The 14,300-nt window shown below is 69.3% G+C and carries 12 protein-coding genes and 3 pseudogenes; 4 read left to right on the top strand and 11 right to left on the bottom strand.

Features of this window, described 5'->3' with window-relative positions:
- Positions 1-355: 355 nt before the first annotated feature.
- Positions 356-1,354 (bottom strand): magnesium transporter CorA family protein, encoded by a 999-nt coding sequence (locus ASG59_RS17370; protein ID WP_056410320.1) that lies wholly within the window; start codon positions 1,352-1,354, stop codon positions 356-358.
- A 216-nt stretch (positions 1,355-1,570) separates the two neighbouring features.
- Here ASG59_RS17370 and groES point away from each other — a divergent pair, with 216 nt between their 5' ends.
- Positions 1,571-1,858, top strand: coding sequence for a co-chaperone GroES (gene groES / locus ASG59_RS17365; RefSeq protein ID WP_055886789.1), 288 nt, complete (start codon positions 1,571-1,573; stop codon positions 1,856-1,858).
- A gap of 98 nt (positions 1,859-1,956) precedes the next feature.
- Positions 1,957-3,612 (top strand): chaperonin GroEL, encoded by a 1,656-nt coding sequence (groL, locus tag ASG59_RS17360; RefSeq protein WP_055886792.1) that lies wholly within the window; start codon positions 1,957-1,959, stop codon positions 3,610-3,612.
- 286 nt (positions 3,613-3,898) lie between these two features.
- On the opposite strand, the gene ASG59_RS20750 is transcribed toward groL, so the two are convergent.
- From ASG59_RS20750 to ASG59_RS17335, 5 genes and pseudogenes are all read right to left on the bottom strand, one after another.
- A complete protein-coding gene (locus tag ASG59_RS20750) occupies positions 3,899-4,204 on the bottom strand; it encodes a hypothetical protein (protein ID WP_056410318.1) in 306 nt (101 codons plus the stop codon).
- 189 nt (positions 4,205-4,393) lie between these two features.
- Positions 4,394-5,335 (bottom strand): annotated as a pseudogene (locus tag ASG59_RS17350) (AAA family ATPase).
- On the bottom strand, positions 5,332-6,144 hold the full coding sequence (locus ASG59_RS17345) for a hypothetical protein (protein WP_055886793.1): 813 nt from the start codon (positions 6,142-6,144) through the stop codon (positions 5,332-5,334). The pseudogene ASG59_RS17350 and the gene ASG59_RS17345 overlap by 4 nt, the downstream one beginning before the upstream one ends.
- A gap of 160 nt (positions 6,145-6,304) precedes the next feature.
- The gene (locus ASG59_RS17340) at positions 6,305-7,027 is read right to left on the bottom strand and encodes a hypothetical protein (protein WP_056410316.1); all 723 of its coding nucleotides are present in this window, start codon (positions 7,025-7,027) and stop codon (positions 6,305-6,307) included.
- 99 nt (positions 7,028-7,126) lie between these two features.
- Positions 7,127-7,759: a 2OG-Fe(II) oxygenase gene (locus ASG59_RS17335; protein WP_056283242.1), complete on the bottom strand. Its 633-nt coding sequence runs from the start codon at positions 7,757-7,759 to the stop codon at positions 7,127-7,129.
- A 471-nt stretch (positions 7,760-8,230) separates the two neighbouring features.
- Here ASG59_RS17335 and ASG59_RS17330 point away from each other — a divergent pair, with 471 nt between their 5' ends.
- Positions 8,231-8,491, top strand: coding sequence for a hypothetical protein (locus ASG59_RS17330; protein WP_244472359.1), 261 nt, complete (start codon positions 8,231-8,233; stop codon positions 8,489-8,491).
- 216 nt (positions 8,492-8,707) lie between these two features.
- Positions 8,708-10,834 (top strand): ABC transporter ATP-binding protein/permease, encoded by a 2,127-nt coding sequence (locus tag ASG59_RS17325; RefSeq protein ID WP_056410314.1) that lies wholly within the window; start codon positions 8,708-8,710, stop codon positions 10,832-10,834.
- 137 nt (positions 10,835-10,971) lie between these two features.
- Here the strand turns inward: ASG59_RS17325 and ASG59_RS17320 are convergent.
- The 5 genes and pseudogenes from ASG59_RS17320 to ASG59_RS17305 form a co-directional block, all read right to left on the bottom strand.
- Positions 10,972-11,655, bottom strand: a 684-nt coding sequence (locus ASG59_RS17320; RefSeq protein ID WP_056410517.1) for an LrgB family protein, incomplete at its 3' end; no start/stop codon positions are given.
- Positions 11,652-12,050, bottom strand: coding sequence for a CidA/LrgA family protein (locus ASG59_RS17315; protein ID WP_056410312.1), 399 nt, complete (start codon positions 12,048-12,050; stop codon positions 11,652-11,654). The genes ASG59_RS17320 and ASG59_RS17315, both read right to left, overlap by 4 nt.
- 9 nt (positions 12,051-12,059) lie before the next feature.
- A pseudogene (locus ASG59_RS20745) lies at positions 12,060-12,332 on the bottom strand (TerB family tellurite resistance protein); the annotation flags it as partial.
- A 1-nt stretch (position 12,333) separates the two neighbouring features.
- Positions 12,334-12,621: TerB family tellurite resistance protein (locus ASG59_RS20740; RefSeq protein WP_210168514.1), on the bottom strand; the 288-nt coding region annotated here is incomplete at its 3' end.
- Between the two features lie 122 nt (positions 12,622-12,743).
- Positions 12,744-14,300 (bottom strand): annotated as a pseudogene (locus ASG59_RS17305) (porin); the annotation flags it as partial.

Raw genomic sequence — 14,300 nt, 5'->3', positions numbered from 1 at the left:
TTTATATGAATAGTAATAAAACACAGCAAATTATTGATCAAAATAAAACGCACATATATATTGCCACGCCTTATCAAAGGTATCGACAAATGTTCTCGTCGGATAATCATTTCAAGCAAGGCGCTACCCTTGTCGAACTATTTCAACGCGAGCTACTCCAGAGAACGCTGGCTGGCGAAGTCAGCCTCAATGCGGCCCGAATCTGTGGCGCAAATCTGGCGGTTCTGCAACTTGCAGTTCAACACCGGGCCCTGACACCGCGGGAGGCAGCCCTCCAAGCGTGGGAGGCCCTGGAGTTCGCCCTTAAAAGTTGCGAGATCGTCGGTGGATAGCCCGAGCACTCCGCAACTGCATCTCAAAACCAGCCGCGCCGCCAGAAGTACAGGAGCGGGAGCAGGGCGCTGATCACGATCAGCGACAGGCCGTAGGGATAACCGTAGATCCAGTCGAGTTCCGGCATGTGCTTGAAGTTCATGCCGTACATCGACGCGACCAGGGTCGGGGGCACGCCCACCACCGAGACCACGGTGAGCACCCGGAAGGTGTTGTTCTGCTCGATGCTGATGAGTCCCAGGGTCGCGTCGAGCAGGAACTGAACGTTCTCGGACTGCCGGATCTCGAACTCGGCGAGGGAGGCGATGTCGCGTCGGATCGTCTCGAAGCGCGGCACCTGCTCGACGCCCAGGACGCCCTCGCACTCGCCGGCCACGAACGGCAGGATGCGTTCGAGGCCGAGCAGGGTCGCGCGGATCTTGCCCAGCGCCTTGCCGCGCCGGCCGATGCTGCGCAGGATCCGCCGCAGGGCGAGATCGCGACGGCGCGGCACGACCGCCCCGGAGGCGGTACCGCCGCCCCTCACGTCGAAATCGAAGATGCGGGTGGAGAGGGTGTCGAGGTCGGCCCCCATCTCCTCCAGCGCGTCGGCGAGGCTGTCGACGAGTTCCTCCATCAGGAGAAGGAAGATCTCGGTGCTCGTGGCCGCCGGGCCGTCCTGCTCGGCGATGCGCGTCTTGACCTCGGAAAAGGCGCGCAGGTCGTGGAACCGCACCGTGACGAGGCGGTCGCGCGTCAGCACGAAGCCGAGGGGCTTCAAGAGCGAATCGACCTTGTCGAAGGTGATCATCGGGGTGCTGAGCGACAGCCCGGCCTTGGTCCGGCGCAGGCGGCTCGAGTTCTCGACTTCGCTGAGCGCCGTGCGGGACGGCACGCGGATGCCGGTGGCCTCCTCGACGGCCCTGGCCTCCTCCGCGCTCGGGTCGTTCAGGTCGATCCAGATCGCGTGATCGGGCACCCTCGGCGCCCCGGGCGGCCCGGCATGGTCGACCGCGCCGTGCGGCCCCTGGAGACTGATCATGGGAGAGTGAAACGTCCTCGCACGGCGGGGCCCGCGGGGACCGAATCCACCGCGACACGGGGGTTGCGCCGAGGGTTTTCCTTGACTCGCGGCCGGCATACGCCTAATCCGCAGCCATCGCTGGCACTCACCGATCGAGAGTGCTAACGGCGCCGGGTTGAGCGTGCCTTCGGCCGCATCAACGCCATCCATGAATTTGAAGCAAGAGGGCAGCTCATGAAGTTCCGTCCGCTGCACGACCGTGTCGTCGTCCGCCGCATCGAAGGCGAAGAGAAGACCAAGGGGGGCATCATCATCCCCGATACCGCCAAGGAGAAGCCGCAAGAGGGCGAGATCGTCGCCGTCGGCCCCGGCGCCCGCGACGAGGCCGGCCGCATCAACGCCCTCGACGTCAAGGCCGGCGACCGCGTGCTGTTCGGCAAGTGGTCCGGCACCGAGGTCAAGATCGACGGTCAGGACCTCCTGATCATGAAGGAATCCGACATCATGGGCGTCGTCGCCTAAAGTCGGGTCCGCCTTCGCTTTTTCTCCGTCTCCACGAGCCCTTCGAGGGCGCCGCCCGCGGCGCCGCGGGGCTCCCCACTTCATAAGGATTCCGACACATGGCAGCGAAAGAAGTCCGCTTCGCCTCCGACGCCCGCGAGAAGATGCTGCGCGGCGTCGACATTCTCGCCGACGCGGTGAAGGTCACGCTGGGCCCCAAGGGCCGCAACGTCGTCATCGAGAAGAGCTTCGGCGCGCCGCGCATCACCAAGGACGGCGTCACCGTCGCCAAGGAGATCGAGCTCTCCGACAAGTTCGAGAACATGGGCGCACAGATGCTGCGCGAAGTGGCCTCGAAGACCAACGACATCGCCGGTGACGGCACCACCACCGCCACCGTCCTGGCCCAGGCGATCGTGCGCGAAGGCGCCAAGTACGTCGCCGCCGGCATGAACCCGATGGACCTCAAGCGCGGCATCGACCTCGCCACGGCCGCCGCGGTGAAGGACATCATCGCCCGCGCCAAGAAGGTCGCCTCGTCCGAGGAAGTCGCCCAGGTCGGCACGATCTCGTCGAACGGCGACAAGGAAATCGGCGAGATGATCGCCCATGCCATGCAGAAGGTCGGCAACGAGGGTGTCATCACCGTCGAAGAGGCCAAGACCGCCGAGACCGAGCTCGACGTCGTCGAGGGCATGCAGTTCGACCGTGGCTACCTCTCGCCGTACTTCATCACCAACGCCGAGAAGATGGTCGCCGAGCTCGAGGACCCCTACATCCTCATCCACGAGAAGAAGCTCTCGTCGCTCCAGGCGATGCTCCCGGTCCTCGAGGCCGTTGTGCAGACCGGCAAGCCGCTGGTCATCATCGCCGAGGACATCGAGGGCGAGGCGCTCGCCACCCTCGTCGTGAACAAGCTGCGTGGCGGCCTCAAGGTCGCGGCCGTCAAGGCTCCGGGCTTCGGCGATCGCCGCAAGGCCATGCTCGAGGACATCGCGATCCTGACCCAGGGCCAGATGATCGCCGAGGACCTCGGCATCAAGCTCGAGAACGTCACCCTGCCGATGCTCGGCCGCGCCAAGCGCATCCGCATCGAGAAGGAGACCACCACGATCATCGACGGCGCCGGCGAGAAGACCGAGATCGAAGCCCGCGTCGGCCAGATCAAGGCGCAGATCGAGGAGACCACCTCGGACTACGACCGTGAGAAGCTCCAGGAGCGCCTGGCCAAGCTCGCCGGCGGCGTCGCGGTCATCCGCGTCGGCGGCGCGACCGAGGTCGAGGTCAAGGAGAAGAAGGACCGCGTCGACGACGCGCTCAACGCCACCCGCGCTGCGGTGGAAGAGGGCATCGTCCCCGGCGGCGGCACCGCCCTGCTCCGCGCCCGCGAGGCCGTCCGCGCCCTCAAGAGCGACAACCCGGACGTCCAGGCCGGCATCAAGATCGTGCTGAAGGCCCTGGAAGCCCCGATCCGTCAGATCGCCGCCAACTCCGGCGTCGAGGGCTCGATCGTGGTCGGCCGCATCACCGACAAGACCGACTCGATCACCTACGGCTTCAACGCCCAGACGGAAGAGTACGTCGACATGATCCAGGCCGGCATCGTCGACCCGGCCAAGGTCGTGCGCACCGCCCTGCAGGACGCCGCCTCGGTGGCCGGCCTGCTCGTCACCACGGAGGCCATGATCGCCGATGCTCCCAAGAAGGAGAGCGGCGGCGGCGGCATGCCCGGCGGCGGCGGCATGGGCGGCGGCATGGGCGGCATGGACTTCTAAGTCCACGCCTCCAGTCCATCCAAAGAAGAGGGGTCGCCGAAAGGCGGCCCCTTTTTCATGGGTGGGACACGCGGGATCTTCACCGCGTGATCGCCTCGGTCGGAACGTCGCCCCCGCCTGCGACCTCGTCCTGAAGCGCCAAAGCAAGGGGCGCCTTGGGACGAGGTTCGCGGGTGGGTACAGGCGAAGCCGGAACGACGTGACGAAGGGACAGACCGTCCTAGCATCGACCCTGGCATCTATGGGTCGAAGGCAGCAGGAGACGCGGTGGCGATCCGCGCTGGGATCAGGCCGACTTGCCCTTCTTGCCCCCCTTGGGTTTGGCATCGTGGTCCTTGCCGTCCCATGTCGCGGCGAAGGCGGCGCTGCCGAGCGCGCGGGTCGACTTCGGCTTCTTGGGCGCGAGCGCCTTCGGTTCGGACGGCTTAGTGGCCGGCTTGGCGGCCACCTTGGCGACCGGGTCGGTGCCGCCGGCCAGCGCGACGAGATGCCGGCGCGGCCAGTCGGGGGTCGCGGCCTTGAGGTCGGGGTGGTTCTTGTCGAGGCGGGCGACGAGGGTCCTGGATTCCGCGTCGGTGAGGCCGTCGACCACGAGGGCGAAGGTCTCCGCCCCGAGGCCCGCGTGGATCGCCCGGACGCCCGGACGCCCGCGAGCGGGAGCGTCTTGGCCTTGAGTTGCTTGACCACCAGGGCGCGCCCGGTCTTGGCCACCTCCGCCCGGATGTCGGGGAAGGCCTCCGGCCTGGCCACGATGGCTTTGAGGATCGCGAAACCGTCGACATCAAGCGCCATGGAGAATCTCCTTCAGTTCCGCGACGAGGGGGATGAGCACCTGGGAAACGTGCGGACCGTACTTGCCCGAAAAGGTGGGCGGCACCTCCCGCGGCATCAGGGCTTCGGACAGCGCCGCCGCCTGGGGGATCCGGGTCGTCAGGAGGCGAAAGCCGGCGTCCTCGGCCGCGGCCTCCTCCTCCAGGCGCAGGATCGTCTGCTGATGCTGGCGGACGTTCTGCTGGTAGCGGGTCACGAGCACGTGCGGCAGGCGCTTGGGCGCCAGGCGGCTGTGGCGCTTGCGCCCCGAGCCTTAGATGGTCTGGACGAAGGCGTCGAGCCCATAGGTGGAGAGGTAGTCCGGGATCGAGGTGACGAGGACGAGGTCGGCCCCGCGCACCGCGATCTCGGTCATCGGCGAGATGCCCGGCGCGCAATCGAACAGGATGTAGTCGTAGATCGCGGCGAGCGGGACGAAGTCGTCCTGGAACAGCGTCCAAAGCTGCCCCTCGATGGCGTGCATCGAGTATTTCCGCCCGGTCAGCTCTTAGATCAGCTCGCGCTCGACGAGGCGCAGGTACGGTCCGGCCGGCAGCAGCGAGAGGGCGAGCGGCTCGTTGCCATGCGTGGTCAGGCTGACGTTGGCGCGGATACGGGGCGCGAGGATCGGCTTCTCGTTCTGGATCAGCTTGAGCGCGAGGTAGGCCTCGAGGGTGCGGCCCTTGGCGATCATCTCCCCGAGGATCTCCTCGCCCGCGAGGCAGACCGAAACGCTGGCCTGGGGATCGAGGTCCACCACCAGCACCCTGGCGCCATCGGCGGCCAGGGCCTCGGCGAGCATCACCACGGTGGTCGTCTTGCCGACGCCCCCCTTCATGTTGGCCACGGCCACGAGCTTGCCCGAAGCGCGTTTGCCAGCCTCGTGCTTGCCGGTCTCGTGCTTGCCGCTCATGATACCGTCTCCGCCAGGACGCGCACGAGCCTCGCCCGGTTCTCGCGGGTGAGCCGCGATTCGAGGAACCCGTCGACGATCGCCGGGACCGTGGCCTTGCGCACGGGGTCGAGCAGGATCTCGGCGAGGTCCGGCTCGCGCGGATCGCGCAGGCGGATCAGGCCGATGCCATGGGTGGCGCATTGCGAGGCGATCTCGGGCAGCCGTCCCTCGCTGCGCGCGCCCGTGGGCAGGTGCCAGACGAGATGCCCGAAGTGCGTGAACCGGGTCTGGGCCAGGGCTTCGTGGACCGCCTGGACCGTGCCGCCGGCCTCGGTCTTGAGCTCGAAGGCATGGACGTCGATCTGCGCGCCGGGCAGAAGCCGGAACCGGAGGGCGGACACCAGCAGGAAGTCGGGCCGTGCCCATTGCCCCCGCCGCGGGCCGATGCCCGAGGTGTCCTGGACGAGGCAGAGCCCGTCGCCCAGGTCGAGGCCCTTGCGGAAGGCGCCTTCGAGATAGAGTTGCAGCGGCGCCATCAGCCGGGCCTCGGCCCAGCCGTCCTCGACGGACTCGGACGAAGGCTCCGCCGTTTCGGTCGCGGAGGCCGCCACCAGGAAGATCTGGCCGCCCTGCCCGCGCAGGCGCCCGATCCGGCCCATGCCCACGAGGTCGTCGCAGGCGGAAAAATAGGTCTCGGCCGGGACGGGGCGCTCGCCGTCGCGGGCGATCAGGGCCCGCATGACACGGTTGAGGACCGGTGTCCCGTCCTGGGGCAGGAGAGCGAGGATGCGGCCCGGGAGGGCGGTGGAATCGGCGTGTCGGCCCATGAGATGCGGCAGGTATCGCTCGTCGTCCGCGCGCGCCCCCTCGGCCGCCGGTTGTGGTCACGGTAGCGGGATTGCACAACCGCGCCAGCGAAAAGAACACGCGCGGCGAGACGTCGTGGGGCCGGTCGGGCGACGGCCGCTCAGCCGTCGCGGCGGCCGCTCAGCCGTCGCGGCGGCCGCAGCGCACGTAGGCCGAGGCGCCCTTGCCGCTCGACCAGGTCAGCCGGTCGCCGTCCACGGTCAGGCGGACCTGGGACGACCAGCGCCGGCCGCGGTCGCTGCACTCGGCGGCCACGACCCAGGCGCTGCCCGCACGGCGGCCGTCGCGAAACGTGCAGATCGTACGGCCGGCCCTGGCGCCGCCGGCCGTGATCCGGGCCGGAATGTAGCCGTGGCGGCGCGAGGGCGCCTGGCAGGCGGCGGGAGTCGGCCCCCACAGCCCGACGAACTCGGCCCTTTCGATGTCCGCGGCCCGCGGGATACCGGCCGGTACGGCGATCACGGGCTCGGCCTTGGCCGGGACCGGCGACGCCAGCTGGGCAGCCGCCGCGTCGGGCGGGATCGCGTCGGTGGCGGCCGGCTCGGCGGGCGAAGCGGGCCGGTCGAGCCCGCGGGAGGGACGCAACGAGGCCGGCTGCCGCGCCGGTTCCGGCATCATGACGAAGGCACTCGCCTCCGTGCGCGCCTCGGCCCGCTCGCTGTCCCGGTGCGGACGCTGAACCGTGTCGTCGGCGAGGTAGATCGCGGTGTAGGCGAAGAAGATGCCCCAGCCGATGGCCAGGACCACCGGCACCACCAGCCAGAGCAGGGAACGGCCGTCGGACTCCGGGCACGCGTCGTCGACAAGCGTCGGGCCGAACGTCCCGTCGAGCCCCTGCGCCATCGCTCCCCCTCCCGGTTCATGATTCATAAACCAGGATGTGGAACCCTGTGAAGCCGCTTTGGAACCACACTGCGGGATGTTCGTTACTTCGACCGCCGGTCAGCGCCCGAAGATGCCCTTGAGGAATTGGGCGGTGCGGTTGCGCTTCTTCTTGCGCTCCAATTCCGCGGCATCCTTCACCCAGGCCACCTGCACCACCCGGCGCTCGCCCTCGAACGGCTCGTGGCCGTGCCAGGAGTTGTCGGCGCGCAGGAAGGCGAACATCGTGCCCATGGTCGGCGGCACCTCGACGGCGAAGGGGGCGTAGTTCTTGCCGTCGTAGAGCACCCGCAGGCGGCCGGCGGCCGGCGCGTCCCAGGCGTCGTTCATGTAGACGAGCAGCGTCAGCACCTTGGACGGGCCGTCGGTGTGGATCGACCCGTACTTGAGCTGCGAGCGCTTCATGATCGTGGTCAGGCGCGGGCAGGAGACGAGGTCGATCCCGAATTTCTCGCCGAGGATCACCGAGAACGCGTCGCTCTCCAGTTCCTCGATCAGGTCGCGAAACCGACCCTTGAGCGCGACCTCGTCCACCGTGAGGTAGCCCGGCTTGGCGATCGCCGGGAAATCCTGGCGGATCTCGTCGATCGCCTCGGGCCGGAGCACGTCCGTGCCCAGGCAGAAGCTGTAGGGCTCACGCGAGAGCGGCGCCGCGCGCACGGCATCGAGGTCGATGGTCGAAAGCTGGGCCATGGCTACCGGTCGTCCCGTCTGTGGCGGCGCGGGAACGAGACGGTCTCGATCCCGACCTGAAGAATGGGAGCCCAGTTCGCGCGACGAACCGGGCCGAGCCGCCGGGTAGACTCCGCGATTGCGGCAAGCCGGCGGCAGCCCAGGTAAGACAAGCCGGCGGCAGGCCAGGTAAGACAGGTCGGCGGTAGCCTGGGTCGACGAGCCGGCGGCGGCCCCGTCGACAAGCCGGCGGCAGCCCCGGTCGCCCACTCTACGGCGGCCTGCGTCAAGACACTGGCAACCGTGTTTCGAACGGATGCCGGCGCAGCCTGGGTCCGTGCCGGTCATTCCTCGGGCTTAAGCCCTCTTCCAGACGGCCGAGCCCTTTTCGCAGGGCGCGGAAACTGCCATGCTTGGCGCCATCGGAAACAGGAACGGCGCCAAGTCCCCGTGTCGAACCGGACCGTCCTCGCCCTGATCCTCTGCTTCACGCTGCCGGCTGGCGCGCAGGCGCAGCCCGGTGCCGCCGTTCAGCGCATGGTCTGTTCGGAGGCGATGGGCCTCGTGAAGAAGAGCGGCGCCATCCTCCTGAACGCCGGCGGCTCGGCCCTCGAACGCTTCGTCAAGGATCGCAGCTTCTGCGAGACGAGCGAGATCGCGGAACTGCGGTTCGTGCCCACCCGCGACAACCCCGAATGCCCGGTGGGCTACCGCTGCCGCGAACTCGGGTTCAACGATTGGGACTGGCAGTAGGATTTTTCGCGGGGACGGCCCTCCCGCTCCGACCTCCCGCTCCGATCGGCTTTTCCCCGAGCGCCGCCGCCCCCCCGTGGGGGCCTTACATGCGGCATCGTCGTCGCGGCCGCGCCCTGGGACGTGCCACGATCTCGCCATGTCCGATGGTCACTGCGGCGGGGTCAGGCGCCCGCGAGACGACCGACACCACGAGACGACGACGGGGGGACGCGCATGGCGGTGTTGAGAACGGGCCTCGGCCTCCAGGCCGCCGTGACGGCCGTGTTCGTCCTCGTTCTCCTCTTCACGCCGGTGCTGGTGCCCGGCGCGCCCGCGGCCCCGCTCTACGTGACCCTGAGCGGCCTCGCGATGGCCGGCATCCTCTACGCCTCGGTGCGGCTCTCGGCCTTCCTCAAGATCTTCGTGGCGATGTACGGCATCGGCTACGTCACCCTGGCCGGCGCGCAGCAGCTCGCGGGCCTGGGCATCCTGCCCGGCACCATCGCCGCCCTGCTGCCGCCCGCCTTCGCCGCCACGGGCGCGGTGGTGTTCGCCGCCATCGTGCTTGGCATCTCCTACCTCGAGCCGATCCGCGCGATCACGCTGATCGCCGACCCGTATTTCGCCACGCACGACGCCCCCACCAAGGAGATCGGCCCGTTCCGCTTCTTCGGCGGCACCGAGGGCAAGATCGGGCAGCGGCTGGTTGCGCTCTCGATCTTCATCACCTTCGCTCAGGTGGCCCTGCAGCTGCGGCTGAACTTCTGGTACCGCGACCTGTTCAACGCCCTGCAGGAGTACAACGCCGAGGCGTTCTGGTATCAACTGCTGTTCGTCTTCGCGCCCCTGGCCGCCATCTGGGTGGTCATCGGGATGTTCGACACCTTCGTCGACGCCACGCTGGAGATCCGCTGGCGGACCTGGCTGACGCGCAGCCTGTCCGAGCGCTGGCTCGATGCGGGCGTGCACTACCGCATCCCGTTCACCGACGAGGCGGCCGACAACCCGGACCAGCGCATCCAGGCGGACGTGCGGCTGTTCATCCAGCAGACCATGATCCTGTCGATCCGGCTCCTGTCGCAGGCGGCCACGCTGGTCTCGTTCATGGTCATCCTGTGGGGCCTGTCGCGCGACTTCGCGCTGCCCTTCACCGACACGGTGGTGCCGGGCTTCCTCGTCTGGCTGGTGGTCGGCTACGCGGTGATCGGCACCTGGCTGACCCACCTGATCGGGCGGCCGCTGATCGGGCTCGACTTCCGGCAGGAGAAGGTCGAGGCCGACTTCCGCTTCTCGCTGGCGCGCACCCGCATCTATTCCGAGCAGATCGCGCTTCTGCGCGGCGAGCGGGCCGAGACGCTGCGGCTGCGCGACCTGTTCGGGGCGGTGATCGGCAACTTCGTCGACATCATCTACCGACGGATCAAGCTCGGCAGCTTCACCCTGTCCTACAGCCAGATCAGCGTGGTGTTCCCCTACATCCTGGCCGCGCCGTCCTACTTCACGAAGAAGATCACCCTCGGCCAGTTCCAGCAGACCGCCGGCGCCTTCGCCAACGTGCAGTCGTCGCTGTCGTTCTTCATCTCGTCCTACACCACCATCGCCTCCTACCGCGCCAACACCAACCGCCTGACCTCGTTCAAGCGGGCGATGACCAAGGCGGAAGCGCTGAACGGGGCGGGCTACGGCCTCGTCCAGGGCAACGAGACGGCGGGCGACGTCACCGCCGCCGGCCTCGCCCTGGCGCTGCCGGACGGGCGCGAGATCGTGGCGGCCGAGCGCCTGGCCCTGGCCAAGGGATCGGCCACCCTGGTGACCGGCCCGTCGGGCTCGGGCAAGTCGACCCTGTTCCGGGCGATCGCCGGCATCTGGCCGTTCGGCCGGGGCCGCATCGACGTGCCGCCGGGCCAGTCGGCCCTGGTGCTGCCGCAGCGGCCCTACATCCCGCTCGGCACCCTGCGCGGCGCCGTGGTCTATCCCAACACCACCGACCAGTTCCCGGACGCGGCGATCCGCGAGGCGCTGGTGGCGGCCCAGCTGCCCCAGCTCGTCGACCGCCTCGACGAGGTCGATGCCTGGGACCAGCGCCTGTCGGGGGGCGAGCAGCAGCGCCTGGCCGTCGCCCGGGCGGTGCTGGCCAAGCCCGCCTGGCTGTTCCTCGACGAATCGACCGCCGCCCTCGACGAGGCCAGCGAGGCCGGGATCTACCGGATGCTGCGCGAGCGCCTGCCCGACACCACCATCGTCTCGATCGGCCACCGCTCGACCCTGCACGCCTTCCACGACCGCCGCCTCGACATGCAGGCCGGCAACGACGGCCGGTTCGTGCCGCGCGACATGCCCAAGCCCGTCGCCGCCGAATAGGCCCTCAGCGCAAGAACCCCACCGCGACCGGCACCAGGATCGCGGTGAGGAAGGCGTTGAGGCCGAGCGCGATGCCGGCGAAGGTGCCGGCCACGGCGCTGACCTGGAAGGCGCGGGCGGTGCCGACGCCGTGGGCNGATCGCGGTGAGGAAGGCGTTGAGGCCGAGCGCGATGCCGGCGAAGGTGCCGGCCACGGCGCTGACCTGGAAGGCGCGGGCGGTGCCGACGCCGTGGGCAGCCAGGCCCGCCGCAAAGCCGCGGGCGCGCCGGTCCTCGATCCGCAGGCGGTTCATCAGTGGCGTCACCAGGATGCCGCCGGTCATGCCGGTGAGCATGACGAGGACGGCGGCCAGGGTCGGATCGCCTCCCAAGGTCTCGACGATGCCCATGGCGACGCCCGTAGTCACCGACTTCGGGCTCATCGCCACCACCACGTCGCGGGGGATACCGAGCATGAGCCCCAGACTCATCGCCGAGACGATCCCCACGAGCGARCCGACCACGAGGGCGGCCAGCATCGGCACCAGGGCGCGCATCACCGTGGCCCGGTACTCGTAGAGGGGAATCGCCAGGGCGACGGTCGCCGGCCCGAGCAGGAAGTGGACGAACTGCGCACCCTCGAAGTAGGTCGCGTAGGGCGTGCCGGTCAGCCACAGCACCGTGGCGGTGAGGACGATGGCGATGAGCACCGGGTTGGCAAGGGGGTGCCGATCGGTGGCCAGCGCGACCCGCTCGGCGACGCCGTAGGCGAGCAGCGTCACGGTCAGCCACAGCAGCGGCGTGTGCGAGAGRTAGACCCAGACGGCGAAATCCCCCTTCATCGCGGGTCGTCGCGCGGCGCCATCCGGCGCGCCACCGCCACGAAGGTCAGGGCCGTGGCCGCCAGGGTGAGGAGGGTGGAGACCAGGACCACCACGGCGATGGCGAGGCCATGGGCGGCGATGACGTCGAGGCGTCCGACGATGCCGGCCCCGGCSGGCACGAACAGCAGCGAGAGGTGGGCGAGCAGGCCCTTGCCGGTCCCCTCCAGGGTTCCGTCGACGAGGGSGCGCGGCAGCACCCGCTCCGACAGGCGGGTGGCCCGGTCACGCAGGCCGAGGAAGGCCAGGAGCACGGCCATCCCGATCAGGGGCCCGGGCACCGGCAGGCCGGCGCCGCGCGCCGCCGCCTCCCCGACGAGCTGCGCCATCAGGATCAGCGTCAGGCTGACGATCATCGGTCCGGTTCAGCCGATGGGGGCCGGGCCGGAGCGGGCGCGCACGATCTCGTCCTCGCCGAGCCCGAGCAGGCCACCAAGGCGCCAGACCAGCGCCTCCTCGAACTCGTGGACGGCGCCGTCGGCGCTGGCCACCGACCAGGCCATGGCCAGGAGGCGCAACCGCTCCGGGCGATCGGCGTCGTGCCCCATCCGCTCGACGAGTTCGGCCATGTCGCGGGTCTCGGCGTCGAAGGCGGTGGCGCGGGCGATCAGGGCATCGGCCTCGGGCCGCGAGCGCGCNGTGCCCCATCCGCTCGACGAGTTCGGCCATGTCGCGGGTCTCGGCGTCGAAGGCGGTGGCGCGGGCGATCAGGGCATCGGCCTCGGGCCGCGAGCGCGCATAGCGACCCTCGACGAGGCGGGCGAGCCGCTCGGCCTCGGGCGCGGCCAGGGTGCCGTCGGCCCGTGCCACATGCACGAGCAGCGCAATGGCCGCCAGGGCCTCGTCCTCTGCCGGATCGGCGACCTCCGGCGCGGCGAGCCGGAAGGCGTCGGCGGCGTAGGACTTCAGGCGTTCGATCAGCGTCATCGGAGCCTCGTGCGGAGACGGGAGTCGGCGGGGCGTCGTTCGATCGTGTCGGCGATGCGAGCCGTCGCTCGCCGGTCGAAACGCGAATGCGCGGCACCCGCCGCGCCGGAGGATGTCGGGTCCTAGAAGTCGCGCTGGACGCGCATGCGGACCTGGTAGGTGTCGTCGGCGGTGACGGTGCGGACGGCGGCACCGGCATTGATCTGCGCCGCGGTGAGCGGAGCGTTGCGGGTCTGGTCGATGACCCGGCCCTGCTGGACGCCGATCTTGGTGTAGATGCCCTCGACACCGATATCGAGGTCCTTGACGGGCGACCAGATCAGGCTCGCGCCGGCGACGATCTGGTAGTTGTCGCGAAGGGTCGGGGCGAGCGCGAAGGAGCGCGTGCCGACGATACCCGTGAAGTTGTTGTTCGTCGCCGCGCCGGCGCCGGCGTAGGCGAGAGCGTTGTTCTGACGGGCGCCGCGAGCGAACTCGAGCTCCGAGTAGCTGGCGAACACCGCAGAGCGCCACTCAGGCGACCAGTAGTGCAGGAACGAGCCGACGACGCTGAAGCTCTTCGACGTCTCGATCTTGCCGGTGAACGGGTTGAGGGTCGCATCCGAGTAGTAGGGGTCGAAGGCCGCACCGTTGATGGTGCTGACACGCGACGAGTAGGTGCCGGAGTAGGAGGTCTGGCCGGTGTAGGTGGTGGCACCCTCGCCGTAGGCACCCTGCAGGTAGAAGGTGTCGCCCGGCGCGATGAAGGGCATGTTGATCTTCACGCCACCCTGGACGGCCCAGCCGTACTCGGACGACGGACGCACCGCGGAACCGAGAGCGGGAAGGATGAACCCGGGGGTCAGGGCGCCCGGGGCGGTCGACCCGGCGATGAAGTTGTTCGTGTTCAGCTCCTTGACGGCGGCCGAGAGCTGAGCGGAGCCCCAGGCGGCGTCGTAGCGCAGGACACCGACGAAGTCGGGCATGCGGCTGCGCTGGGAGACGTCCACGGTCTGGAAGGCCGGGATGCCACCGACCGTTCCGACCAGGACGCGCTGCGGCGCGACCGAGCCGAGGCCGGACCCGAGCTGCACGAACTCCTGCGAGTAGATCGTGTTGCGGCGGAACACCGGATCTTCGAGCGACAGGGTCGCGCTGAAGCCGCTCGCACCGAGCTTGGTGGTGTAGGCGAGCAGGTTGGTGGACTGCAGGTCGGAACCGGCGGTCACGCCCTGGAGCTCGAAGTCGTGGGCGTAGAAGTCGAAGAACGACGAGGCGCGACCGGCGGTGAACCCGGCGAACTGGATGAACGCCTTGTCGGTGTTCACGAACTGCTGGGCGCGGCCGGAGAAGTCCTGGCCGGTGGCGCCGAAGGCGTTGCCCTGGCGCTGCTGGGTGCCCGAGGCGAAGCCCTGGGTGGCGCCGGTGCGGGAGGCGAACTCGATACGGGCGAAGGCGCGCAGGGTGCCGTAGCCGGTCTGGGTGCGGGCATCGAGGTTGATGCGGGCGAGGCCACGGTAGCCGACGAGGTCGCCGTTACCACCGCCGGAGCGGCTGTCGGTCGGGGCGTAGCCGACTTCGAAACGGGCGCGGCCCGAGAGACGCAGGCAGGTGTCGGTGCCGGGGATGTAGAAGAACCCGGCGCCGTAAGCCGAGCAGACACGCACGTACTCGATCGGGGCGGCCTTCTTGACCGGCAG

The organism is Methylobacterium sp. Leaf466 (genome assembly GCF_001425565.1).
Taxonomy (GTDB): Bacteria; Pseudomonadota; Alphaproteobacteria; order Rhizobiales; family Beijerinckiaceae; genus Methylobacterium.
Note: the sequence above shows the minus strand (reverse complement) of the source record. Positions and strands in the feature narration are given on the sequence as shown.

What these genes read in the sequence shown, in the direction of transcription:
- ASG59_RS17370 (WP_056410320.1), bottom strand. Translation starts at nt 1,354, where the DNA reads ATGATCAGTCTCCAGGGGCCGCACGGCGCGGTCGACCATGCCGGGCCG.
- groES (WP_055886789.1), top strand. Translation starts at nt 1,571, where the DNA reads ATGAAGTTCCGTCCGCTGCACGACCGTGTCGTCGTCCGCCGCATCGAA.
- groL (WP_055886792.1), top strand. Translation starts at nt 1,957, where the DNA reads ATGGCAGCGAAAGAAGTCCGCTTCGCCTCCGACGCCCGCGAGAAGATG.
- ASG59_RS17345 (WP_055886793.1), bottom strand. Translation starts at nt 6,144, where the DNA reads ATGGGCCGACACGCCGATTCCACCGCCCTCCCGGGCCGCATCCTCGCT.
- ASG59_RS17340 (WP_056410316.1), bottom strand. Translation starts at nt 7,027, where the DNA reads ATGGCGCAGGGGCTCGACGGGACGTTCGGCCCGACGCTTGTCGACGAC.
- ASG59_RS17335 (WP_056283242.1), bottom strand. Translation starts at nt 7,759, where the DNA reads ATGGCCCAGCTTTCGACCATCGACCTCGATGCCGTGCGCGCGGCGCCG.
- ASG59_RS17325 (WP_056410314.1), top strand. Translation starts at nt 8,708, where the DNA reads ATGGCGGTGTTGAGAACGGGCCTCGGCCTCCAGGCCGCCGTGACGGCC.